Raw genomic sequence first — 20,268 nt, forward strand, 5'->3', positions numbered from 1 at the left:
GGCGCTGCCAAGACCGACGTTGCTTACACCGGCATGAAAGCCGCGATCTCGGTCGTCGACGAAATCAAGGCAAAGCTGGTTGCTGCCAGCGAGCCGGGCGTTGACAAGTCCAAGGTCCAGAAGGAAATCACGCAGCTTCAGGAACAGCTTAAGAGCGTCGTCAAGTCCGCTTCGTTCTCCGGCGAAAACTGGCTCTACACCGCTTCCGGCGCAACTGCTCCGGGCACGAAGTCGATCGTCGGTTCGTTCAACCGTGACTCCAACGGCAATGTCAGCCTGACGACGCTCGACGTCGACACGACCAAGACCATGCTGATCGACGAAGCAGCAACAGCAAACGGCCTGCTCACAGACGCACTCAAGGACTCCACTGGCACGGCCATCGCCGGCGTCAGCGTTCTGACCCTCGACATCAGCACTGGCNGCAGCAACAGCAAACGGCCTGCTCACAGACGCACTCAAGGACTCCACTGGCACGGCCATCGCCGGCGTCAGCGTTCTGACCCTCGACATCAGCACTGGCGTAACGGCAACGACACTGGCCAATTACCTCAGCGGCGTTGACACCGTCCTGAAGAGCATGACTGACTCTGCTGCAGACCTCGGTGCGGTCAACAAGCGCGTCGACCTCCAGAAGGACTTCGTCGACAACCTGATGGACTCGATCGAATCGGGCGTCGGCAAGCTGGTTGACGCCGACATGAACGAAGAGTCGACCCGCCTGAAGNCTCCAGAAGGACTTCGTCGACAACCTGATGGACTCGATCGAATCGGGCGTCGGCAAGCTGGTTGACGCCGACATGAACGAAGAGTCGACCCGCCTGAAGGCTCTGCAGACGCAGCAGCAGCTCGGCATCCAGGCCCTGACGATTGCCAACACCAACTCGCAGAACATCCTGTCGCTGTTCCGTTAATCAGCGCATAGGTATGACGGACGCATCTGCGCCCGTCATGATCATGACCTCCAGGAAGCCGCGCCGCCCGAAAGGACGGCGCGGTTTTTGCGTTACCGGGGCGTTGTCTTTTGCCGTTAACGCCTGCTTCATATTCCCTTATTTTTGTTCACCTTCGTTACTGACTTATGAATGGCGTTAACCGTTTGTTAACCAAACAATCGTTACACATTCGTTAAGAGCGAAGGGTCGCCCCCAGGGCAAAACAGGGGCGGTTCGCATGACGCTGGTCCCGTCGCTGCCGGTCAATCACTCCGGAATGTTCTCAGAAAATCTTTCGGGGCAAGTGACCAATGACCAGCATCATGACCAACACGGCCGCCATGGCCGCACTTCAGACGTTGCGTTCGATCAACACCAATATGGCCGAAGTGCAGGAGCGAATCTCGTCCGGCTACCGCGTGCAGACAGCAGCCGACAACGCCGCCTATTGGTCGATCGCGACCACCATGCGCTCGGACAACGCCGCACTCTCCACCGTTCAGGATGCGCTTGGTCTCGGTGCGGCGAAGGTCGACACTGCCTATGCGGCGATGAAGGCGTCGATCGACGTCGTCACCGAAATCAAGACCAAGCTCGTCGCCGCGCGCGAGCCCGGCGTCGACAAGCTCAAGATCAACAAGGAAATCACCGAGCTGAAGAACCAGCTCATGTCCGCCGCACAATCGGCGTCGTTCTCGAGCGAGAACTGGCTCTACAATACCAATACAGCCGCCGTCGGCACGAAGTCGGTCGTCGCTTCCTTCAACCGCGACGGAAACGGCAATGTTTCCATCACGACGCTCGATTTCGACACGGCGCAATCGATGCTGATCGACACGGGCAGCGCGGCGCGCGGCCTGCTGACCAGGGCCTATGATGCCGACCAGCTGCAGCAGACGCCGACCGGCACCGCCGCACCGTACTATCTGATCGTCGCCCCGCCGGCTGCGCCGCCGACCGGCACCGAAATCAAGCTGACTGCGACGACCGCGCCCACGGAAATGGACGCGATGATCCGCGTCGTCGACAAGATCCTCGGGCAGCTGACGGACGCCGGTTCGACACTCGGCGCGATCACCAAGCGTATCGACATGCAGGAAAGCTTTGTCGCCAACCTGATGGATACGATCGACAAGGGCGTCGGTCGTCTGGTCGATGCCGACATGAATGAGGAATCGACGCGCTTGAAGGCGCTGCAGACGCAGCAGCAGCTCGGCATTCAGGCGCTGTCGATCGCCAATACCAACTCCGAAAACATCCTGCGCCTCTTCCAGCAGTAAGGTTTTCCAGCCGGTGGCGCCTTGGTTCCGCCGGTTTGGGACCGCCCGTCCGTGCCCGCCGAGAAGGCGGATATCGAATCGAGTTGAGTTCTGCCACGTCGTCGGTCACGGCACCCGGTGGAAACGGTTGGACCGCGCTAATTGCCCTGGCGCGGTCCAACACATTCATTTTCGCACAAGTTTGACCGAATAGCGTTCCCTCGCAGTCCTGTCGGATGACTGCCGGCCAATATGAGATTTGCGCCGCCGCCTGCATCGGTCTGCCGCCGGAATGAAAATTCCCGTGCCCGGCCGCTGTAAGTCAAAGAATGCAGGGTTCGCCGCTATCGGTGACCGGACCCGAGGGAGACATTTCAGCAGTGTCAGGATCATGGGAATTCTGCGCCGTAGGGCGGCGCCTGTCGGGCAGACGGGGATCGCCTTCTATCGTGCTGCGCGCATCGAGGTTCCAGCCATGAGCGCGATGCTGTCCCGCTATCTCAAGGATTTCAGTGCGCCGAAAGTCGAATTGTCGATGATGCCGCAGAAATACTTCCCCGATCTGGATACAGACTACTCCGATGGCGACCGGCACACGTCGCGAGCGGCTGCGCCGCAGATCGATGTCGAAGCCGAACGGCGCGAGGCTTTCGAGCAGGGCCGCGCCGAAGCGTCGGCGGAGCTTGCCTTCGAACACGGCAATCAGATCGCCGATCTCCAGGCGGCCCACGCGGCCGAAATCGAGGCCCTGACCAGGCGCCTCGAGGACGAGGCCGCAAGTCGCATGGCCGGACGGTTTCAGGAGATGACCGAGCATCTGGCGGTTTCGCTGGGTGACCAGACCGCCCGGGTGCTTGCACCTGTCATGGAGGAGGCGCTCGCGCAGCGCGCCGTTGCCGATATGGCGCAGATGATCCGGCAGGGAATTATCGCTGGCGAAGGCTGTGCGATCACCATCAAGGGTCCGCTTCCCCTGTTCGAAGCATTGAAGAGCAGCCTCGGCGACGACATGCCGGTGTTCCGCCACGTTGAAACCAACGACATCGACCTCGCCATCGAAATGGATGAGACGATCCTCGTTACAAGAATGGCGGCTTGGGCCGACACTGTCCGGAAGGTCCTCGCATGAGCGACGAAAGCCATCACAACGGCAAGAACGAAATCATCATCGTCAAACGAGTGAGTGGCGGTCATGGCGAGCATCACGGCGGCGGCTGGAAGATTGCCTACGCCGACTTCATGACGGCGATGATGGCCTTCTTCCTCGTCATGTGGCTGATCAATGCCGCCAACGAGGAGACGAAGGCGGCCATCGCCTCCTATTTCAACCCGGTGCAGCTGACCGACCAGAAGCCCGCTGAGCGTGGCTTGAAGGATCCTGCCAAGGATGCGCAGGGCGAAGAGACACAGCAGCGATCGAAGGTCGACGGCGAGCAGGAAAAATCGGGCGGCTCGGCCAAGACCGGCGACCAGCTGACCGCAACCTCGGGCGAGGAAACGAAATACTCCGACGCCGATTTCTTCGAGAATCCCTATTCGGTGCTTTCGGAAATCGCGCAGGAAGTCGGCCAGCAGGCAAACATCAGCGTCAAGGGTGACGGCGGTGCGGCGCAGTCCGGGCCGTCGACCGGGGCGGAAGGCGGCGAGGCCTTTCGCGATCCATTCGACCCGGACTTCTGGACCAAACAGGTCGAAGTCAAGGATGCCGGCAACACCACCGAGAAGGACGTCGCCTTGGCGTCCAAGGCGGCGATGGCGAGCGGCGCAGCGCCATTGCAGAAGACCGCCGAAGAACAAAAGGCCGAAGGGAAGCCGGCCGACGCCGGTAAGACTGATGCCGAAGAGGCAGAACTTGCCAAACCGGATGCCGCAGCGCAGGCCGAGGAATTGAAGGCCGAGATCAAGAGGGAGCTCGGAGGCGATGCCGGCAAACTGGCAGAGGGCCTCGTCGTGACGCCGGCTGAAGGCGGTCTGCTGTTGACGATCAGCGAACAGACGGATTCCCAGATGTTTGCCGTCGGCTCGGCCGTGCCGCAGAAGGAACTTGTCATGGCCATGGAGAAGATCGGCCGGCTGCTGTCTGAGCGCCAGGGCGTTGTCGCCATCCGTGGCCACACCGATGGTCGTCCGTTCAAGGACGGCACCTATGACAACTGGCGCCTGTCGGCTGCGCGCGCCCAGAGCGCCTACTACATGCTCGTTCGCGGTGGTCTCAAGGAAGATCGCGTCAGCCAGATCAGCGGCTTTGCCGACCGGCGGCTACAGATCCCTGGCGATCCCTATGCGCCCGGCAACCGCCGTATCGAAATCCTGCTGCAGTCGGCTAAGGGTTAGAACCGATGCTGCGACGCTTGCGATCCGCCTTGATGATGTCGGCACTGGCCATCCCGCTTTCGGCGGGAATGGCGGATGCCAACGACCTCGAGGAGCTTGCACCCTTCAAGATGATCCGGTCGCTGCAATACGTGCAGGACTCGGTGGTGCTCGGCGATCATTCTGCCATCGAGATGCAGCGCTTCATGCTGGGTGCGATCGACAAGCGGCTCAGGGCTGCGGATGCGTCCGTGTTCCGCGATCCGCGCAATGTCGATGCGGCACTTGTCTACGCCATGAGCGGCGGTAATCCGGAAACACTCAACTATCTCGCCGACCATGATGTCGATGGCAATTTCGATTCGCGCGTTACTGACGCGCTTAGGCAATATCTCGGCGGCAAGGGTGGCCTGATCGTCGAGAGCCTGTCGAAGGCGGCGCCCGAGTACCGCAATTCCCGTGTTGGTCCCTACCTGTTCCTGATCCTCGGCAATGCCACATCTCAGCAGGACCCGGTCGGGGCGATGAAGTTCTACGACTGGGCGCGATTGACTGCTCCGGGAACGATTATCGAGGAGGCGGCGCTTCGTCGCTCGGTCTTCCTTGCTGTGCAGGCGAACATGCCTGACAAGGGATTTCGTTATGCCCTGAACTACGCCCGCCGATACCTGACGTCGCCCTATGCCAGCCAATTCGCCGACGTCTTCGTCGAGCTGGCCGTCGGGCATTTCGACGAGGCGGCGCACGAACGGATTTCCGAAATCCTGACTTTCATGGATGCGCCGCGCCAGCGCGAGGTCTATCTTCGCGTCGCACGACGTGCGGCTATCAGCGGAAAGCAATCCTTGGCAAAGCTTGCCTCGGAACGGGCCGAGCAGCTCGCAGCCGACGGTGCGTCCGAGCCGCGTGTGCTCGCCAATTTTTACGCCGGGCTGGCGTCGGTACCGTCGTCTGACGTCTTTGCCGCAACACAGAGCATCGCCGCGATCCCGGACGCTGAGCTTTCTCCGCGTGACCGAGCCCTGCGTGACGCGGCAAAGGCAGTTGCAGAGGCCGTTGTCAGACCACCGGACGATGAAAGCCTCACGCAAGCGTTCTCCGCTAGACCGGTTAGACCAGCCACGCCAGTCGAGCAGATCGAAGGTGCGGAAACGGGAAGCGGCATGAGCCCGTTCGGTAGCCCGGCGGCTGATGCCAGCGCCCCAGAAGCTGGCGAGACGACACAGGCCAGCGCTGAGACTGCCGACGCCTCCGATCCTGCTCACGACGGTTTCGTGGCCAAGGGGCGGTCCAAGTTGGAGGAGATCGATGCGCTGCTAAGGGGGGAAGGCAAATGAGAGCTCTCGACGAAAGCCTGCGCGCACCACCTCAGTCCCAGACGGGCAAGCCGGGCGCACGTGCGGGCGGCAAGGAGCAAGCCCCCGGCGCCTTCGAGGACGCCGTCGCAACCGCTGGGCGCCAGAAGGCGAACGGTCAGGGCGGACAAGGTTCGTCCGCCGGCAACGGCGAGGCGGCCGAAGGCGAAAACTCTGGAGCTGCGACCTTGATTGGCAATGGCGGCATTAAAGGCGGCGACGCCAAGATCTCGATCTCCAAGCAGGCGCACAATCGTGCACCTGGGGATCCGGAAGATCCGTTGCTCGACAATCACAATGCTCAGAACGAGCGGTTCTCGCTAGCGGAGCGTGGACGAGACGCCAAGCGTGTTGCTGCCAAGGCGGCGCGGGCGCGCGAACAGGCGAATGAGACGGTTGCCGCCGACGCCGACGAATTGGCCGCCGGCATAGCGGGTTTGTCGCGCGGCTTGGGTAGGGGCCAGGCAAACGGCGCGCAGGGTGCAGACGGCGAGCCAACTGATGCGGCCGCGGCTTCAGATGCCAAGACTTCCCCAAGCGCCAGCGTAGACGACCTGCTGACGCTGCTCGGCGGCAACGCCATGCCGTCGACGCGTGCTGATGCCCAAGGTGGCTCGGCCGGCGCCGCTGGCGTCCATGCCCTCGGTGAACGCGGCGCCAAGGGCGCTGGGCATGGCGAGATGATCGATGCCCATGGTGCGAGTGCCGAAGGTGCCGATGGCGAACAGGGCACCGACCGGTTGTTCCGCTTCGCCCGCGCCGATGGCAAGGGGCAGGCGATTTCGATGAGCATATCGAAGGACGGCGAACGGGCGACGGTTGACGCCGCGCGGTCAAATGCCAAGGCTGAGAACGTCACCGTGCTCGAAGCTCGCCGTTATCTCGGCATTTCGATGAACAGCAATTCCACCAATGTCGCCAACGCGATCGCCGGCGACGCGGGCTTTGCCCAGTCGTTGCAGCCGAGTGCTGCCCTCGGCCAGCCGGGTGCCTGGACGCAGGCCGGCAAGACCTTGAACACGCTCAAGATCCAGATGCATCCGATCGAGCTTGGCCTCGTCACCGCAACGTTGCGGTTGAAGGACGACGAGCTGCAGGTCGAGCTGAAGGTGGAGAACGGCGAAGCCTTCCGCCAGCTGCGCGACGACCAGAGCGAAATGGTCAAGGCGCTGCGAGCCCAGGGCTTCGCGGTCGATCAGATCAACGTCGTGTTCAATTCGGGCAGCGATACATCGACGGGCGGCGGCAGCTCGCAGCCGCAGGCCCAGGCGGGCCAGCAGGGCCGCGATCGCGCCGAGGACGGTAGCGGGCAGGGGCGGCAGCGACAGGATGGCGACAGCCAGGGTTCAGTGGCGGAAAGGCGGGTTGGCAATGGCGGTACGGATGATGCGGTTGCCGGCACTGAGCGTTCTCGCACTGGTCACGTCTACATGTAGCGCATTCGCCGGTGCCGACACTGGAATCTGCGAACGTGAAATCATCTCGGCAGCATCCAAATACGGCATTCCGGCCGGCATACTCTACTCCGTCGGATTGACGGAAACCGGCCGCAAGGGGTCGCTGCAACCCTACGCAATGAATATCGAAGGTAAGGCCTATTTCGGCACCAGCACGCAGGATGTTCTCGTTCGATTTGCCAACGCTCAGGCGCAGGGTGCCAAGCTCATCGATCTCGGTTGCATGCAGATAAATTACCACTTCCATGGCGATCAGTTCGCATCGCCGACGGAGATGCTTGACCCTCGCAAGAATGTCGAATATGCCGCGCGCTTCCTGTCCAACCTTCGAGCGAAGCATGAGAGCTGGACAATGGCCGTCGCACGGTATCATGCCGGCCCGAACAACGACCCGGCGCAGAAGAAATATGTCTGCCGGGTGATCGCGAATCTGGTCGCGACGGGCTACGGCAAGTGGACGCCGAATGCCACGCAGTTCTGTCAATAAGCAACCAATGATTGTTTGATTACGGGTCATTCTGCATTGTGGCGACAATGCGTGGAGAATGTGACGGCAAGTGGTTTTGTCGCAAGCCGTTAACTTTTCCACATTATTTTAGTGTGACCGTTAACGCTTAGCCACTAGATGTAGATCAAATCGGCGCGATATGGTTAATCAATTATTAATTCCACCCATTAACTTCCTCTAGTTGTTCATGAATCCCTCGATTCGTACCTCTCAATCAGTGCGGTGCCATACTGATTCGGAGGCGGACGAATGATCGTAGTGGTTGACGATAGAGAACTCGTGAAAGACGGCTACACGTCGCTTTTCGGGCGTGAAGGAATTCCCTCGACGGGCTTTGATCCCAAGGAGTTCGGCGAGTGGGTGAATGCGGCGGCAGATTCGGATATCGACGCGGTCGAAGCGTTTCTGATCGGCCAGGGTGACAGCACCTTTGCCTTGCCGCGCGCGATCCGCGACCGGTCGATGGCGCCCGTCATTGCGGTCAGCGATACGCCTTCGCTCGAAAACACCCTGGCGTTGTTCGACTGCGGCGTCGACGACGTCGTTCGCAAGCCGGTTCACCCCCGCGAGATCCTGGCACGCGTTGCGGCGATCCGTCGCCGCCTGAAAGCCATCAACAACTACACCGACATCGGCCCGATCCGCGTCTTTGCAGATGGCCGCGATCCGGAGATCAACGGCGACGTGTTCGCATTGCCACGCCGCGAGCGCCGCATTCTCGAATATCTGGTCTCCAACCGCGGGCGCCGAGTCTCCAAGTCTCAGATTTTCAACGCGATTTACGGCATCTTCGATGAAGACGTCGAGGAGAACGTCGTCGAAAGCCACATCAGCAAGCTGCGCAAGAAACTGCGCAAGAAGTTGGGCTTCGACCCGATCGATTCCAAGCGGTTCCTTGGCTACTGCATCGACTGGAACTAAGGCGCGGCTAGGCGGGTCAGGGCGTACCTAAGACAGGTTCACGCAAGGCCCGCTTCCTAGTGTCGCTGCAACGTGGAAATGAGGATCCGATATGAGTCTCTATGGCAGCATGAGAACGGGCGTCTCCGGTATGAACGCTCAGTCGAACCGTCTCGGCACTGTCGCCGAAAACATCGCGAATGCGAACACGACGGGCTACAAGCGCGCCTCGACAGAGTTCTCATCGATGATCCTGCCTTCGGGCGGCGGCAACTACAATTCCGGCGGCGTCGAGACCCAGGTGCGCTACAGCATTTCGCAGCAGGGCGGCACAAGCTACACGACGTCCTCGAGCGACCTCGCGATCAACGGCGGCGGCTTCTTCATCGTGCAGGGCAACGGCGGCGAGAATTTCCTGACCCGTGCCGGCTCCTTCGTTCCCGATAAGGACGGCAACCTCGTCAACACCGCCGGCTTCAAGCTGATGGGCTACGAATACAAGGCTGGCGCCGACCCGACGGTCGTGGTCAACGGCTTCGACGGCCTGACGGAAGTCAAGCTCAAGGACGAAGGCCTGGTGGCGTCGGGCTCGACCAAGGGCACGATGGAAGCGAACCTGCCGTCAGGTGCTGCCGTCGGCGACGAAAAGCCGACGTCGCTTGTCGTCTACGACAGCCAGGGTAACACCCGCATCCTCGACTTCGTCTACAAGAAAACCGGCGTGAACCAGTGGTCGCTTGAGATACGGGACCGTTCGACATACACGGCAGGCCCGCCGGCAACGGGCGTGATCGGCTCGCAGAGCATGACGTTTGACGCGGCCGGCAAGCGCATTTCGGCCACGCCCGCCACGCTGACGACGACGCCTATCAACAACCTGCCGGGCACAGGCGCCAATCTCGGCGCCCTGACGATCGACACGACAAAGACGTCGCAGCTCGGTGGCGATTTCACCAGCACCGGCGGCGGCATCGACGGCAGCAAGCCGAGCAAGATGTCGGGCTTCGAGATCGACAAGGAAGGCGTGGTCTACGTCAAGTACGGCGACGGTAACCTCATTCCGAAGTTCCGCATCGCGCTTGCCACCGTCCAGAGCCCGGACAGGCTCTTGCCGCAGTCTGGCAACGTCTACTCGCAGGGCACCGATTCCGGCGTCATCGTCACCGGTTTTGCCGGCTCCGGTGCGTTCGGCAACATCCAGTCCAAGGCGCTCGAGAACTCCAACGTCGATATCGCCAACGAGCTGACCTCGATGATCGAGGCGCAACGCAACTACACGGCAAACTCCAAGGTGTTCCAGACCGCATCGGACCTGCTTGAAGTTCTGGTCAACCTGAAACGGTAATTGAAAGAGATACGGTCCGCGTTATGTCGCTGTCCTCCGCAATATCCATCGCACAACAGGCTTTCAGCAACACGGCGCAGCAAACCGCGATCGTGTCGAAGAACATCGCGAACGCGGGCAACGCGGACTACTCGCGTCGGCTTGCTTTGCTCGGAAGCACGGCGAATGGCGCGCAGGTCGTATCCATCTACCGTGCCCAGAACGAGGCGCTGCTCAAACAGAGCATCGCCGGCATGGGCGAGGCCTCGGGCCAGGCAAGGCTGCGGGAAGGGCTGGAACTGATGAAGTCGGCGCTCGGTGGCAACAGCTACGAGACGGCGCCTTCCAAGCTGCTGGCCGATTTCCGCAACAGCCTTCAGACCTTTGCCGCGACCCCTGGCAACAAGACGATCGCCGCAACGGCGGTTTCTGATGCCGGGGACCTGGCGGATTCGCTCAACAAGGCCTCCAAGTCCGTCCAGGACATGCGCGAGAATGCCGACAAGGAAATCGCGCTGGAGGTCGACAAGCTGAATGGCCTGTTGGCGGAATTCGAAAAGGCCAACAACGCCGTCAAGGCGGCAACGGCGCAAGGGTCGGACCCGAACGACGCGCTCGATCAGCGCGACAAGATTTTGAAGCAGGTCTCCGAGATCGTCGGCATTTCGACGACGACGCGCGCCAACAACGACACTGTGATCTTCACCACCGACGGGACCGTGCTGTTCGAGACGATTCCGCGCTCGGTCACCTTCGCCTCGCAAAACGTTTACGACGCGACGACAGTCGGCAACAAGATCTATGTCGACGGCGTGCCGATTGCCGCGGGAACCGGCGCCGATACGACGGCGAAGGGCAAGCTAGCAGCACTCGTACAGCTGCGCGACGACGTCGGGCCGAAATTCCAGTCGCAGCTCGACGAAATCGCCCGCGGCCTGGTGACGATGTTCCAGGAAGGCGGCCAGCCCGGCCTGTTTACCTGGGGAACGGCGGGTATTCCGCCAGTCGGCATCGTGCCTGGCATGGCATCGAAGATCACGGTCAACGCGCTTGCCAAGGCAGACCCGCTGATGCTGCGCGACGGTGGTTTCGACGGTACGTCGAACAACCCCACCGGCAATGCAGGCTATACCGCCCTGCTGGACGGCTTCATCAACGCAATGGGTGAGAACATGGCGTTCGACCCAGCGTCCGGCCTCGACAGCAACAGCAACATTCTGAATTTCGCCACCAGCTCCGTCGGCTGGTTGGAGCAGTTCCGCAAGACGGCATCGACAGCCGACGACAACAAGTCGGCTCTGCTGTCGCGCACGGCGGAAGCGCTGAGCAAGCAGACTGGCGTCAGCATCGACGAAGAACTGTCGCTGCTGCTCGATCTCGAACAATCCTACAAAGCATCGGCCAAGCTGGTCAGCACCGTGGACGCCATGATGGCGGCCCTTATGGAAGCTGTGAGGTAATCATGAAGACATCCTTCGTTTCGAACCTGGCGATTCAGACCGCCATGCGCCTGACGATCCAGCAGACTCAGGCCGAGTTGCTGCGACGCACCCAGGAAAGCACGAGCGGCATTCACTACGACATCGGCCTAACGCTTGGGGCGTCGACGTCGCGATCGCTCAATCTGCAGCGCGAGCTGGACAGGATGGGCTCCCTGAAGGGCACCAACGCCGTGGTCACGCAGAGGCTTTCCGCCTCCCAGGGCGCGCTTGAGACGATGCAGAAGGCCGCCGAGAAGGTGCGCGACACGCTTGTGACCTACAAGGGCAACGACAGCGTCGACGCGATGAAGATCCTGAAGTCCGAAGTGAATGGCGCGCTTCAGATCTTCACATCGGCGGCGAACACCTCTTTCAACGGTGAGTTCCTGTTTTCGGGCATCAACTCAGACGTCAAGCCGCTCGCGGACTACAACTCCGTGCCTCCGTCTGCGGCCAAGGCCGCATTCGATACGGCGCTCAGCAGCTACATGTCGACAAACAGCCTGACCGACATGAGCCAGTTCACGCCGGCACAGATGCAGGACTTCATCACGACCAAGCTCGAACCGATGTTCATGGGCACGGATTGGGATGCCAACTGGTCTGATGCCTCGAGCCAGAACATGACGAGCCGGATCAGCGCCAGCGAGGTCATCGAGAGCTCGACCAACGCCAATACCAAGAGCTTCCGGATGTTCGCGCTTGCCAGCGTGATCTCGTCGGAACTGATGGACAAGAACGTCGATTCGCAGGTCCGCAACACGCTCAACAACGCCGCATTCGGCTACATGGAGCAGGCTATTGCCGGCCTGAACGGGGAACGCAGCTCGCTCGGTATCTCGGAGTCGCGCGTCAAGAAGGCGACGACTTCGATCGAGGCGCAGGAGAAGCTCATCAAGACCCACATCATCGACGTCAACGGCATCGATCAGGAAGAAAACGCAACGCGCGTGAATATGTTGAAGACCCAGCTCGATACATCCTACGCGCTGACGTCGAGACTGCAGCAGATGAGCTTGCTCAACTACCTCTGAGAAGAGGCGACCGGACAAACATGAAGGATGTCTGAATGTACCAATTTTCCTATGCCGAGATCATGGAGGATGGCGTTGCCGACTCCAAGAATCGAGAGCGGCAGGTACTCGATCGCTCGATTGCGCTCCTTGAAGCCGCAAGACAGCAGAACGGGTATTCGAGAGAAGCCATCGAGGCGATCTATTTCACCCGGCGCGTCTGGATCCGCTTCATCGAGGATCTTCGCGCTCCGGAAAACCAGCTCAACGAAGAGCTGCGCGCCAATCTGATTTCGATCGCCATCTGGATACTCAACGAGACGGAAAAGATCCGCAAACGCGAATCCTCCAACTTCCAGGGCATAATTGACATTACCACCATCATCAGGGATGGACTGAAATGAAGAGCACACTGCGTATCTCGCTGAAGTCGGGCGAAAGAATTTTTGTAAACGGCGCGGTGCTTCGCGTTGACCGCAAGGTCGCCGTCGAATTCCTGAATGACGTGACCTTCCTTCTGGAAAACCACGTGCTTCAGCCGGAAGACGCGACGACGCCGTTGAAGCAGCTCTACTTCATCGCCCAGATGATCCTGATCAACCCGGAAGGCGCCGAGCAATCGACCGCAATGTTCCGCAAGTCGGTCGTCATGCTGCTTAACTGCTTCAAGAACGAAGAGATCCTGGCCGAACTGAAGCGGGTCGACGGCCTGGTCACCAACGGCCGCGCCTTCGAAGCGCTGAAGGCGATCCGTGGGCTCTACGCCATCGAAGACCGCATCCTCAACACGCAGGAAATCACGCCGGCCACGGTCGAGCAGATTCGCAAGGAGATCGCACCATGGCGGTAAGCGGCGTCAGCAACAATGACTACACCCCGATCGTCTCGGGTGCCGACTCTGGCAACGACGCCAGCAAGGCGTCGCTGAACTACGAGAGCTTCCTCAAGCTGCTCGTGGCCCAGATGAAGAATCAGGACCCGACGCAGCCGATGGACGCCACGCAGCAGATCGCGCAGCTCGCGACCTTCTCGCAGGTCGAACAGACGATCAAGACCAACAAGAATCTCGAAAGCCTGCTGCAGCGCACGTCGCTCAGCGAGGCGGACGCGGTGATCGGCAAGACTGTCACCAATGCCGACGGCACAGTCACTGGCGTTGTCAAGGAAGTCAAACTATACTCTGACGGAATCATTGCAGTGCTGGATAACGGCAAGGAGCTCGTTATCGGCCCAGGCGTCAAGGTAAAGTGATACCCCTATGAATGAGGCGGATGCCCTCGATATCGTGCAGGCTGCGATCTGGACCGTGATCGTTGCCTCGGGGCCCGCCGTTCTCGCCGCGATGATCGTCGGCGTCGTCATCGCCTTCATTCAGGCGCTGACCCAGGTTCAGGAAATGACCCTGACCTTCGTACCGAAGATCCTTGCCGTGATGATCACGGTCGCTGTTTCCGCGCCTTTCATCGGCGCCCAGATCTCGATCTTCACCGACATCGTCTTCTCCCGAATCCAGTCCGGATTCTGAGCGCGCCTTACGGCATAATTTCATTCTTAAATCGGATCCGATTTAAGAATGAAATTATGCAGCAAGTTTAAAGCGATACAGCGTCCTTTGCGCGTCATATTTGACGCGCGGCGCTGTCGCGCTACCACCTTCGCGCAAGCTTGGGCCTCTATCTCCAGTCTTAAGATTGGGGCAGCGCGTGTGAATGCTGCCCGACCTCTCATGAAGAGACGGAAGAGACATGGCACAGCAAGCGGCGTTGATCATCCCGAAAGTAGCACCAAAGGGCCGGGACATCGGCTTTGCGCTCGGGATCGTCATGATCCTGGCAATTCTCTTCCTGCCGATCCCGCCGTTCCTGATCGACATGGGGCTGGCTTTCTCGATCGCCTTCTCGGTCCTGATCCTGATGGTGGCGCTGTGGATCCAGCGGCCGCTCGAATTCTCGTCCTTTCCGACGATCCTTTTGATTTCGACCATGGTTCGCCTGGCGTTGAATATCGCAACGACGCGCGTCATCCTTTCCCACGGTCACGAAGGCCACGGCGCCGCCGGCGGCGTCATTTCCGGTTTCGCCAGCCTCGTCATGTCCGGCGATTTCGTCATCGGTCTGATCGTCTTCCTGATCCTGATCACGGTGAACTTCATCGTCATCACCAAGGGTGCGACGCGTATCGCCGAAGTCGGCGCGCGCTTCACCCTCGATGCCATTCCCGGCAAGCAGATGGCGATCGACGCCGACCTTTCGGCCGGTCTGATCGACGAAAAGGAAGCGCAGCATCGTCGTCGCGAACTGGAGCAGGAAAGCTCATTCTTCGGCGCAATGGACGGCGCGTCGAAGTTCGTGCGCGGCGATGCGATCGCCGGCCTGATCATCACCGCGATCAATATTTTTGGCGGCATCATCATCGGCTATCTGCGCCATGACATGCCGATCGGCGAAGCGGCCGACGTCTTCGTCAAGCTTTCCGTCGGTGACGGTCTGGTCTCACAGATCCCCGCGCTGATCGTCTCGCTCGCCGCCGGCCTCCTCGTGTCGCGTGGCGGAACCGCCGGCTCGACCGACCAGGCCGTTGTCGGGCAGCTCGGTGGTTATCCCCGCGCTTTGATGGTTGCCTCCGGTCTGATCATCCTGCTTGCGCTGGTTCCGGGACTGCCGTTTCTGCCGTTTGCGTTCCTTGGCGGCGGCATGGCGTTCCTGAGCTGGGTCATTCCGCGGCAGATCGAGGCGGAAAATGCGGCGCGCCGGATGGAGGAAGCCGCGACGGCCCAGCAGGCTAAGGACGGTGAGGCGGACTCGGTCAAATCGGTGCTGAAGACGGCGGAGATCGAATTGCTGCTCGGCAAGCAGGTGTCGACCCGACTGCTCGGCGCGCACCAGGAACTGGCCTTCCGCGTCGGCAAGATGCGCCGCAAGTTCGCCGGTCAATACGGTCTCGTCATTCCGGAGATCAAGGTTTCCGACGACATCAGCATCCCGGACAAGGCCTATCACGTGCGCATCCACGGCACTACGATCGCCTCCAACACGGTGCGTGTCGGTGAAGTTCTGGTGGTCACAGGCGGCGGCCGCCGTCCGAGCGTGCCGGGAGACGAGATCCGTGAGCCCGCCTTCGGCATGCCGGCGGTCTCGATCCTCGAGACATTCACCGAAGACCTGAAGCGCGAAGGCTTCCACCCGATCGACAACGTCTCGGTGGTGCTGACGCATCTGTCCGAAGTGATCCGCAACAACCTGCCGCATCTCTTGTCCTACAAGGATGTGAAGGTACTGATCGATCGGCTGGACCCGGAATACCGCAAGCTGGCCGACGAAATCTGCACTTCGCACATGTCCTATTCCGGCCTGCAGGCAGTCTTGAAGCTGCTCTTGGCGGAGCGGGTATCGATCCGCAACCTGCACCTGATCCTCGAAGCGGTGGCCGAACTCGCGCCGCATGTCCGCAAGACGGAGCAGATCGTCGAGCACGTGCGTGTGCGCATGTCGCAGCAGCTGTGCGGCGACCTTGCCGACAACGGCGTCCTGCGCGTCCTGCGCCTCGGCAACAAATGGGATATGGTGTTCCACCAGGCGCTGAAGCGCGACGCAAAGGGTGAAGTCGTCGAGTTCGACATCGATCCGCGCCATCTCGAAGAGTTCAGCGAGCAGGCGACGAAAGTTATCCGTGAACATCTCGATCGCGGCATGCCCTTCGTACTGGTAAGTTCGCCCGAATCCCGTTCTTATGTCCGCATGATCATCGAGCGTCTTTTTGCCACTTTGCCCGTGCTCTCGCATGTCGAGCTTGCCAAGGGCCTCGAGATCAAGATCATCGGCTCTATTTCATGATAACCGACCCCGAGGGCACGGTGCTCGCACTGTTTGCGGCATTCTGCCGGATCGGGGCGTGTATCATGATCATGCCGGGGTTCTCGACCGCGCGCATTCCCATGCAGATCCGGCTGTTCATCGCGGTCGCCATCTCCATGGCGATCCTACCCGTCATGTGGACCGATATCTATCCGCAGGTGACCGGCAAGGGACACACCTATATCTACCTGATCGCTGCCGAAACCGCCGTCGGCGCGGTCATCGGCCTGGTTGCCCGCTACTATGTGCTCGGCCTTCAGTTCGCTGGCACGACGATAACGATGCTGATGGGCTTCAGCCCGCCGCCGTCGTCGGACGTGATCGAAGACACGGCGGAAAACCAGCTCACCAGCATGATCAGTTTTGCCGGCTTGATGATCCTGTTCATGCTCGATTTCCACCACGTGATGTTCGAGGCGATCGCCCAGTCCTATCGGGTCATGCCGGTCGGCAGCGTCTTCGATCCGCAGGGCGTGCTCATCACCCTGACGGATTCGCTCGAGCAGACCTTCATGATCATGCTGAGGCTCGCGAGCCCCTTCCTGATCTATGGCCTTTTGTTCAACGTCGCCATCGGCATGGTCAACAAGCTGGCGCCGCAGATCCCGATCTACTTCATCTCGCAGCCCTATCTGATCATGGGCGGCATGTTCCTGCTCTATCTCGGTATCGCCGCCATGCTGCGCCTGTTCGGCGACGGCTTTGCGCCGGTCATGCAAGGGGTATAGCCACATGAAGACGCGGTCGCAGAAGCTCAAGCGCCTGGTCGCAGTCCAACGGCATCTCGAGCAGATGGCCGAGGCTGACTTTGTCGAGATGGTGCGGCAGCGCGAGGCCCTGGCCGAGACGATTGATGTCGTCGTCGATGCCATGGGCTCGGCCCATCCGATGCATCGCATGTTTTCCGGCCACTATTCCTCGCAGGTCGGGCGCCTCGTGCAGAAGGACCAGATGCTGTTCGGCATCCAGCAGACGCACGAAGCGCGCATGCTGAAGGAGCGGGCCAAGGCCGACCGGCTCGAGGAAAACATGAAGGATGCCCGGCAATCGGAAGACCGGGAAGAGGCCGACAATTCGATCTATGACCTGATCGATCAACACGTTGCCCGCCAAGCGCCAGCTTCCGGTAAGGTTGACGGGCGATAGTGCGACATCCGGAACGCTCCACCCCCGTGTGGTGGGACGTTCGGTCGAGATGTTGAACGCGCGATTGCGTCGGCCCGGTCGGGGTCGCTGCGATGCCGTTGTCGAGAGGATTTGTCATGGCTATCTCTCCGCCCAGCGATCTGGTGATGGACGTCGTGCGCGCGGCCGATCCGGCCGAGGTGCAGGAAGCGCAGGCCCGGCTGAAGGCCAATCGCGCCGCCTTCCAGGCGACGAGCCTCGCCGAAAACGGCAACGGTTTCGCCGCCGCCGTCAACGTCCTCAACTCTTCGGAGGGATCGAGCGGCCTCGGCGATATCAACAACCGGGTCGAGCAGAAGAAGGTTCCCGAGACCTATCGCAAGTTCGAAGCGATGATCCTGCAGAATTTCGTGAAATCCATGCTTCCGAACGACAGCGAGAATGTTTTCGGAAAGGGCACGTCCGGCGACATCTGGAAAAGCATGATGGCCGAGCAGATCGGCGATGTCATTTCCAAGAGCGGCGGCATCGGCATTGCCGACCAGTTGGCTGCCGGCGATGCGCGCGAACGTGTCAATGCCTCGCTCGATGGCAACAGCCGAAACCTGGCCGCAAGCCTCGTGCAGGAATACGAGCGCAAGACGCTCACTGGCTACACGACTGAAGACGATAAAAACAAACAAGCTTAATTGGGAGTTCATTTATGGAAGCTGTGGCATCCAACGACGTCCGGATCCAGAACGTGCTCGGCCGGCTGGAAATGATCATCGACAATGAGAACAGCCGTATCGGCGTCGATCCGGAGTTCGATATCAAGACGTCGAACGCGCACAAGAGCCGTTGCCTCTACGAACTGACGATGCTGCACCGCGATACGCTGCCGGGCGAGTTTTCGCCGGCCTTCGCGTCGCAGACCCGTCACCTGCGCGACAAGCTCGAGATCAACTCGCAAAAGGTCGAAGCCCACCTCGACGCAGTGCGATCCGTCGTCGATCTGCTGAAGACCGCCGCCCAGGATGCAGATGCCGACGGCATCTATTCCGAAGCGCAGTTCCGCTATAGCGATTTCTGAATGCTCAAGCTCGTTCTCACCGGGGTTTGGGTCTGCGCCGTCACGCTCGGATCCGTCTATTATTCGATGCAGAGCGCCTCGGCGCCCGTCGTCTCGGATGCGGAAGCAACGCGGCGTGCATCGGAGCAATATGTTCCGGGAGAAATGATCACGGTTCCCGTCATCAAGGACGGCGCCGTACAGGGCTATTTCCTGACCAAGCTTTCCTTCTCGGCGACGAAGGAAGGCATCAACAATCTGCGCGCGCCGCTTCGCCAGATGGTCACCGACGAACTCTACGACATGCTGGTCGGTTCGAGGTTCATCGATGTCGGCGACACAGGCACGTTCGACCTGCCGACCTTCAAGTCGACGGTCAAGGATGGGCTCAACAAGAAGCTTGGCGGCGAGGTGATCACCGAGGTCCTCGTCGAACAGCTCGAATATCTGACCAAGGACGACGTCAAGCGCGTGGCCAACGGCCAGAACGTCCCGCGTCAGAAGCCGGTCGCCATCGTCGACAAGAACGGCAACGTCGCCAACGACAAGTTGCCGGAAGGCAGCATCAACGCCAGCACCCACTGATCGCCACTCAGCGGCGCTCAGTTCTTTTCGGGGTTGCGGTATTGTTCGTTGACCAGGCCGAACTCCGCCATCAGCCGCCCGCCAGCCACATAGAAGTGGTAGAGACCGGCGGCGGCAAGACCGGTTTTTCTCCATAGTTTGATGCCGCGCGGGATAGCGGCGCCAAGCAGCGCAAGCGATTTGCCGAAGGTCTTCACCCGTCCGCCAAAGCTCGGATCCCGGCGGTGCTCGAGCATCGTCGAAATTGCCCCGTTTCTGAGGCTTCGCGCACGGATCCATGATGCGTTGGTGCGCCGTGCCGGCACCGTTTCCGCCACCCAGGCCTCCTTGGTCCAGGCGAACGAAAACCCCTTCTCCTTGCTGCGGCTGTAGAAGTCGGCGTCGCCGCCACCGATGAAGTTGAAAGCCGGGTCCAGAAACGGGCGCGGCATGGCGTCGAGAACCCGGCGCGTCACCAGCACGTTACCCGAAGAAAACAGGATAGGCACAGGTCCTGTCGTCTCATAATGGGGCGTAAACACCGGGTGCCGCTTCCACTTCTGCCCGCTCATATCCTCGAAAACCGGCAGCTGTGGACCGCCGACCATGTCCGCCTGGGTCGCTTGCTGTGCCGTGACGAGGCAATCGAGCCATTCGGGTGAGGCGATCTCGTCGTCGTCGATGATGGCAATGGCGCGCAGGTTGGGATAGGTTTCGAGCGCCATCGCCCAGCCGGCGTTGTAGGCGTAGCAGTTTCCACGCTGGTGGGCGATGATGACGATGGAGTCGGACGGGTGCCCGAGGAAGAAGTCCTTCGCCGCCGCAGCACCTGCCAGACCTTCATCGTCGTTCTCGATGACGACCGTGGCAAAGGCAACGTCAGGCCGTTGGGAAACAATGGTTTTCAGCGTCTTGATGACATGTTCCGGGCGCCGAAAGGTCGGTAGCACCACGACGAGTTCGATGTCACCGGCGTCTTCCAACTCGGTCCGGAAATAGACGGAAATATCCTGGCCGATAGACGTCATCGTGAAACCTGTGCAAGCGGATTGCTGGCAAGCACTAAAGCAAATCTTCCTAAACAGATGCTGAACCGGCAAAACGACTTTTGAATGAATGCTTTAAGCGG

At 60.5% G+C, this 20,268-nt stretch carries 21 protein-coding genes and 3 pseudogenes; 23 read left to right on the forward strand and 1 reads right to left on the reverse strand.

What is annotated here, in order from left to right:
• The 23 genes and pseudogenes from ASD00_RS36950 to ASD00_RS37055 all read left to right on the forward strand — a co-directional run.
• A pseudogene (locus ASD00_RS36950) lies at positions 1-423 on the forward strand (flagellin); the annotation flags it as partial.
• Position 424: 1 nt separating this feature from the next.
• Positions 425-727 (forward strand): annotated as a pseudogene (locus tag ASD00_RS40660) (flagellin); the annotation flags it as partial.
• Position 728: 1 nt separating this feature from the next.
• A pseudogene (locus ASD00_RS40665) lies at positions 729-914 on the forward strand (flagellin); the annotation flags it as partial.
• Positions 915-1,246: 332 nt separating this feature from the next.
• Positions 1,247-2,215 (forward strand): flagellin, encoded by a 969-nt coding sequence (locus ASD00_RS36960; protein ID WP_025425932.1) that lies wholly within the window; start codon positions 1,247-1,249, stop codon positions 2,213-2,215.
• A 454-nt stretch (positions 2,216-2,669) separates the two neighbouring features.
• Positions 2,670-3,323: a hypothetical protein gene (locus ASD00_RS36965; protein WP_025425933.1), complete on the forward strand. Its 654-nt coding sequence runs from the start codon at positions 2,670-2,672 to the stop codon at positions 3,321-3,323.
• Entirely contained in the window at positions 3,320-4,528 is a 1,209-nt protein-coding gene (locus ASD00_RS36970) for a MotB family protein (RefSeq protein WP_025425934.1), read from the forward strand. The genes ASD00_RS36965 and ASD00_RS36970 overlap by 4 nt, the downstream gene beginning before the upstream one ends.
• 5 nt (positions 4,529-4,533) lie before the next feature.
• On the forward strand, positions 4,534-5,844 hold the full coding sequence (motC, locus tag ASD00_RS36975; RefSeq protein WP_025425935.1) for a chemotaxis protein MotC: 1,311 nt from the start codon (positions 4,534-4,536) through the stop codon (positions 5,842-5,844).
• Positions 5,841-7,298, forward strand: a complete 1,458-nt coding sequence (locus ASD00_RS36980; RefSeq protein WP_025425936.1) for a flagellar hook-length control protein FliK — start codon at positions 5,841-5,843, stop codon at positions 7,296-7,298. The genes motC and ASD00_RS36980 overlap by 4 nt, the downstream gene beginning before the upstream one ends.
• Positions 7,249-7,806: a transglycosylase SLT domain-containing protein gene (locus ASD00_RS36985; RefSeq protein WP_025425937.1), complete on the forward strand. Its 558-nt coding sequence runs from the start codon at positions 7,249-7,251 to the stop codon at positions 7,804-7,806. The genes ASD00_RS36980 and ASD00_RS36985 overlap by 50 nt, the downstream gene beginning before the upstream one ends.
• 270 nt (positions 7,807-8,076) lie before the next feature.
• Positions 8,077-8,748: a response regulator transcription factor gene (locus tag ASD00_RS36990; RefSeq protein ID WP_025425938.1), complete on the forward strand. Its 672-nt coding sequence runs from the start codon at positions 8,077-8,079 to the stop codon at positions 8,746-8,748.
• Positions 8,749-8,839: 91 nt separating this feature from the next.
• Entirely contained in the window at positions 8,840-10,072 is a 1,233-nt protein-coding gene (locus tag ASD00_RS36995; RefSeq protein ID WP_025425939.1) for a flagellar hook protein FlgE, read from the forward strand.
• Positions 10,073-10,095: 23 nt separating this feature from the next.
• Complete coding sequence (gene flgK / locus ASD00_RS37000) at positions 10,096-11,511, forward strand: flagellar hook-associated protein FlgK (protein WP_025425940.1); 1,416 nt, start codon at positions 10,096-10,098, stop codon at positions 11,509-11,511.
• 2 nt (positions 11,512-11,513) lie between these two features.
• A complete protein-coding gene (locus ASD00_RS37005) occupies positions 11,514-12,566 on the forward strand; it encodes a flagellar hook-associated family protein (protein ID WP_057211540.1) in 1,053 nt (350 codons plus the stop codon).
• Positions 12,567-12,601: 35 nt separating this feature from the next.
• Complete coding sequence (gene flaF, locus ASD00_RS37010; RefSeq protein ID WP_025425942.1) at positions 12,602-12,949, forward strand: flagellar biosynthesis regulator FlaF; 348 nt, start codon at positions 12,602-12,604, stop codon at positions 12,947-12,949.
• Positions 12,946-13,395 carry a flagellar biosynthesis repressor FlbT gene (flbT, locus tag ASD00_RS37015; RefSeq protein ID WP_025425943.1) on the forward strand — a complete coding sequence of 150 codons (450 nt, stop codon included), beginning with the start codon at positions 12,946-12,948 and terminating at the stop codon, positions 13,393-13,395. Before flaF ends, flbT begins: the two co-directional genes overlap by 4 nt.
• Positions 13,386-13,796 (forward strand): flagellar hook assembly protein FlgD, encoded by a 411-nt coding sequence (gene flgD, locus ASD00_RS37020; RefSeq protein WP_025425944.1) that lies wholly within the window; start codon positions 13,386-13,388, stop codon positions 13,794-13,796. The genes flbT and flgD overlap by 10 nt, the downstream gene beginning before the upstream one ends.
• A 7-nt stretch (positions 13,797-13,803) precedes the next feature.
• Entirely contained in the window at positions 13,804-14,070 is a 267-nt protein-coding gene (gene fliQ, locus ASD00_RS37025; protein ID WP_025425945.1) for a flagellar biosynthesis protein FliQ, read from the forward strand.
• 220 nt (positions 14,071-14,290) lie between these two features.
• Positions 14,291-16,378 carry a flagellar biosynthesis protein FlhA gene (flhA, locus tag ASD00_RS37030; protein WP_025425946.1) on the forward strand — a complete coding sequence of 696 codons (2,088 nt, stop codon included), beginning with the start codon at positions 14,291-14,293 and terminating at the stop codon, positions 16,376-16,378.
• Positions 16,375-17,127 (forward strand): flagellar biosynthetic protein FliR, encoded by a 753-nt coding sequence (gene fliR, locus ASD00_RS37035; protein WP_057211542.1) that lies wholly within the window; start codon positions 16,375-16,377, stop codon positions 17,125-17,127. The genes flhA and fliR overlap by 4 nt, the downstream gene beginning before the upstream one ends.
• A 4-nt stretch (positions 17,128-17,131) precedes the next feature.
• Positions 17,132-17,545, forward strand: a complete 414-nt coding sequence (locus ASD00_RS37040; protein ID WP_025425948.1) for a hypothetical protein — start codon at positions 17,132-17,134, stop codon at positions 17,543-17,545.
• Between the two features lie 116 nt (positions 17,546-17,661).
• Positions 17,662-18,213 carry a rod-binding protein gene (locus tag ASD00_RS37045; protein WP_025425949.1) on the forward strand — a complete coding sequence of 184 codons (552 nt, stop codon included), beginning with the start codon at positions 17,662-17,664 and terminating at the stop codon, positions 18,211-18,213.
• 14 nt (positions 18,214-18,227) lie between these two features.
• Entirely contained in the window at positions 18,228-18,596 is a 369-nt protein-coding gene (locus ASD00_RS37050; RefSeq protein WP_025425950.1) for a hypothetical protein, read from the forward strand.
• Positions 18,597-19,160 (forward strand): hypothetical protein, encoded by a 564-nt coding sequence (locus tag ASD00_RS37055; protein ID WP_025425951.1) that lies wholly within the window; start codon positions 18,597-18,599, stop codon positions 19,158-19,160.
• Positions 19,161-19,177: 17 nt separating this feature from the next.
• Here ASD00_RS37055 and ASD00_RS37060 read toward each other — a convergent pair whose 3' ends face one another.
• The gene (locus ASD00_RS37060; protein WP_057211545.1) at positions 19,178-20,167 is read right to left on the reverse strand and encodes a glycosyltransferase; all 990 of its coding nucleotides are present in this window, start codon (positions 20,165-20,167) and stop codon (positions 19,178-19,180) included.
• Positions 20,168-20,268 lie beyond the last annotated feature (101 nt).

Source organism: Ensifer sp. Root31 (assembly GCF_001424825.1).
GTDB lineage: Bacteria > Pseudomonadota > Alphaproteobacteria > Rhizobiales > Rhizobiaceae > Ensifer > Ensifer canadensis.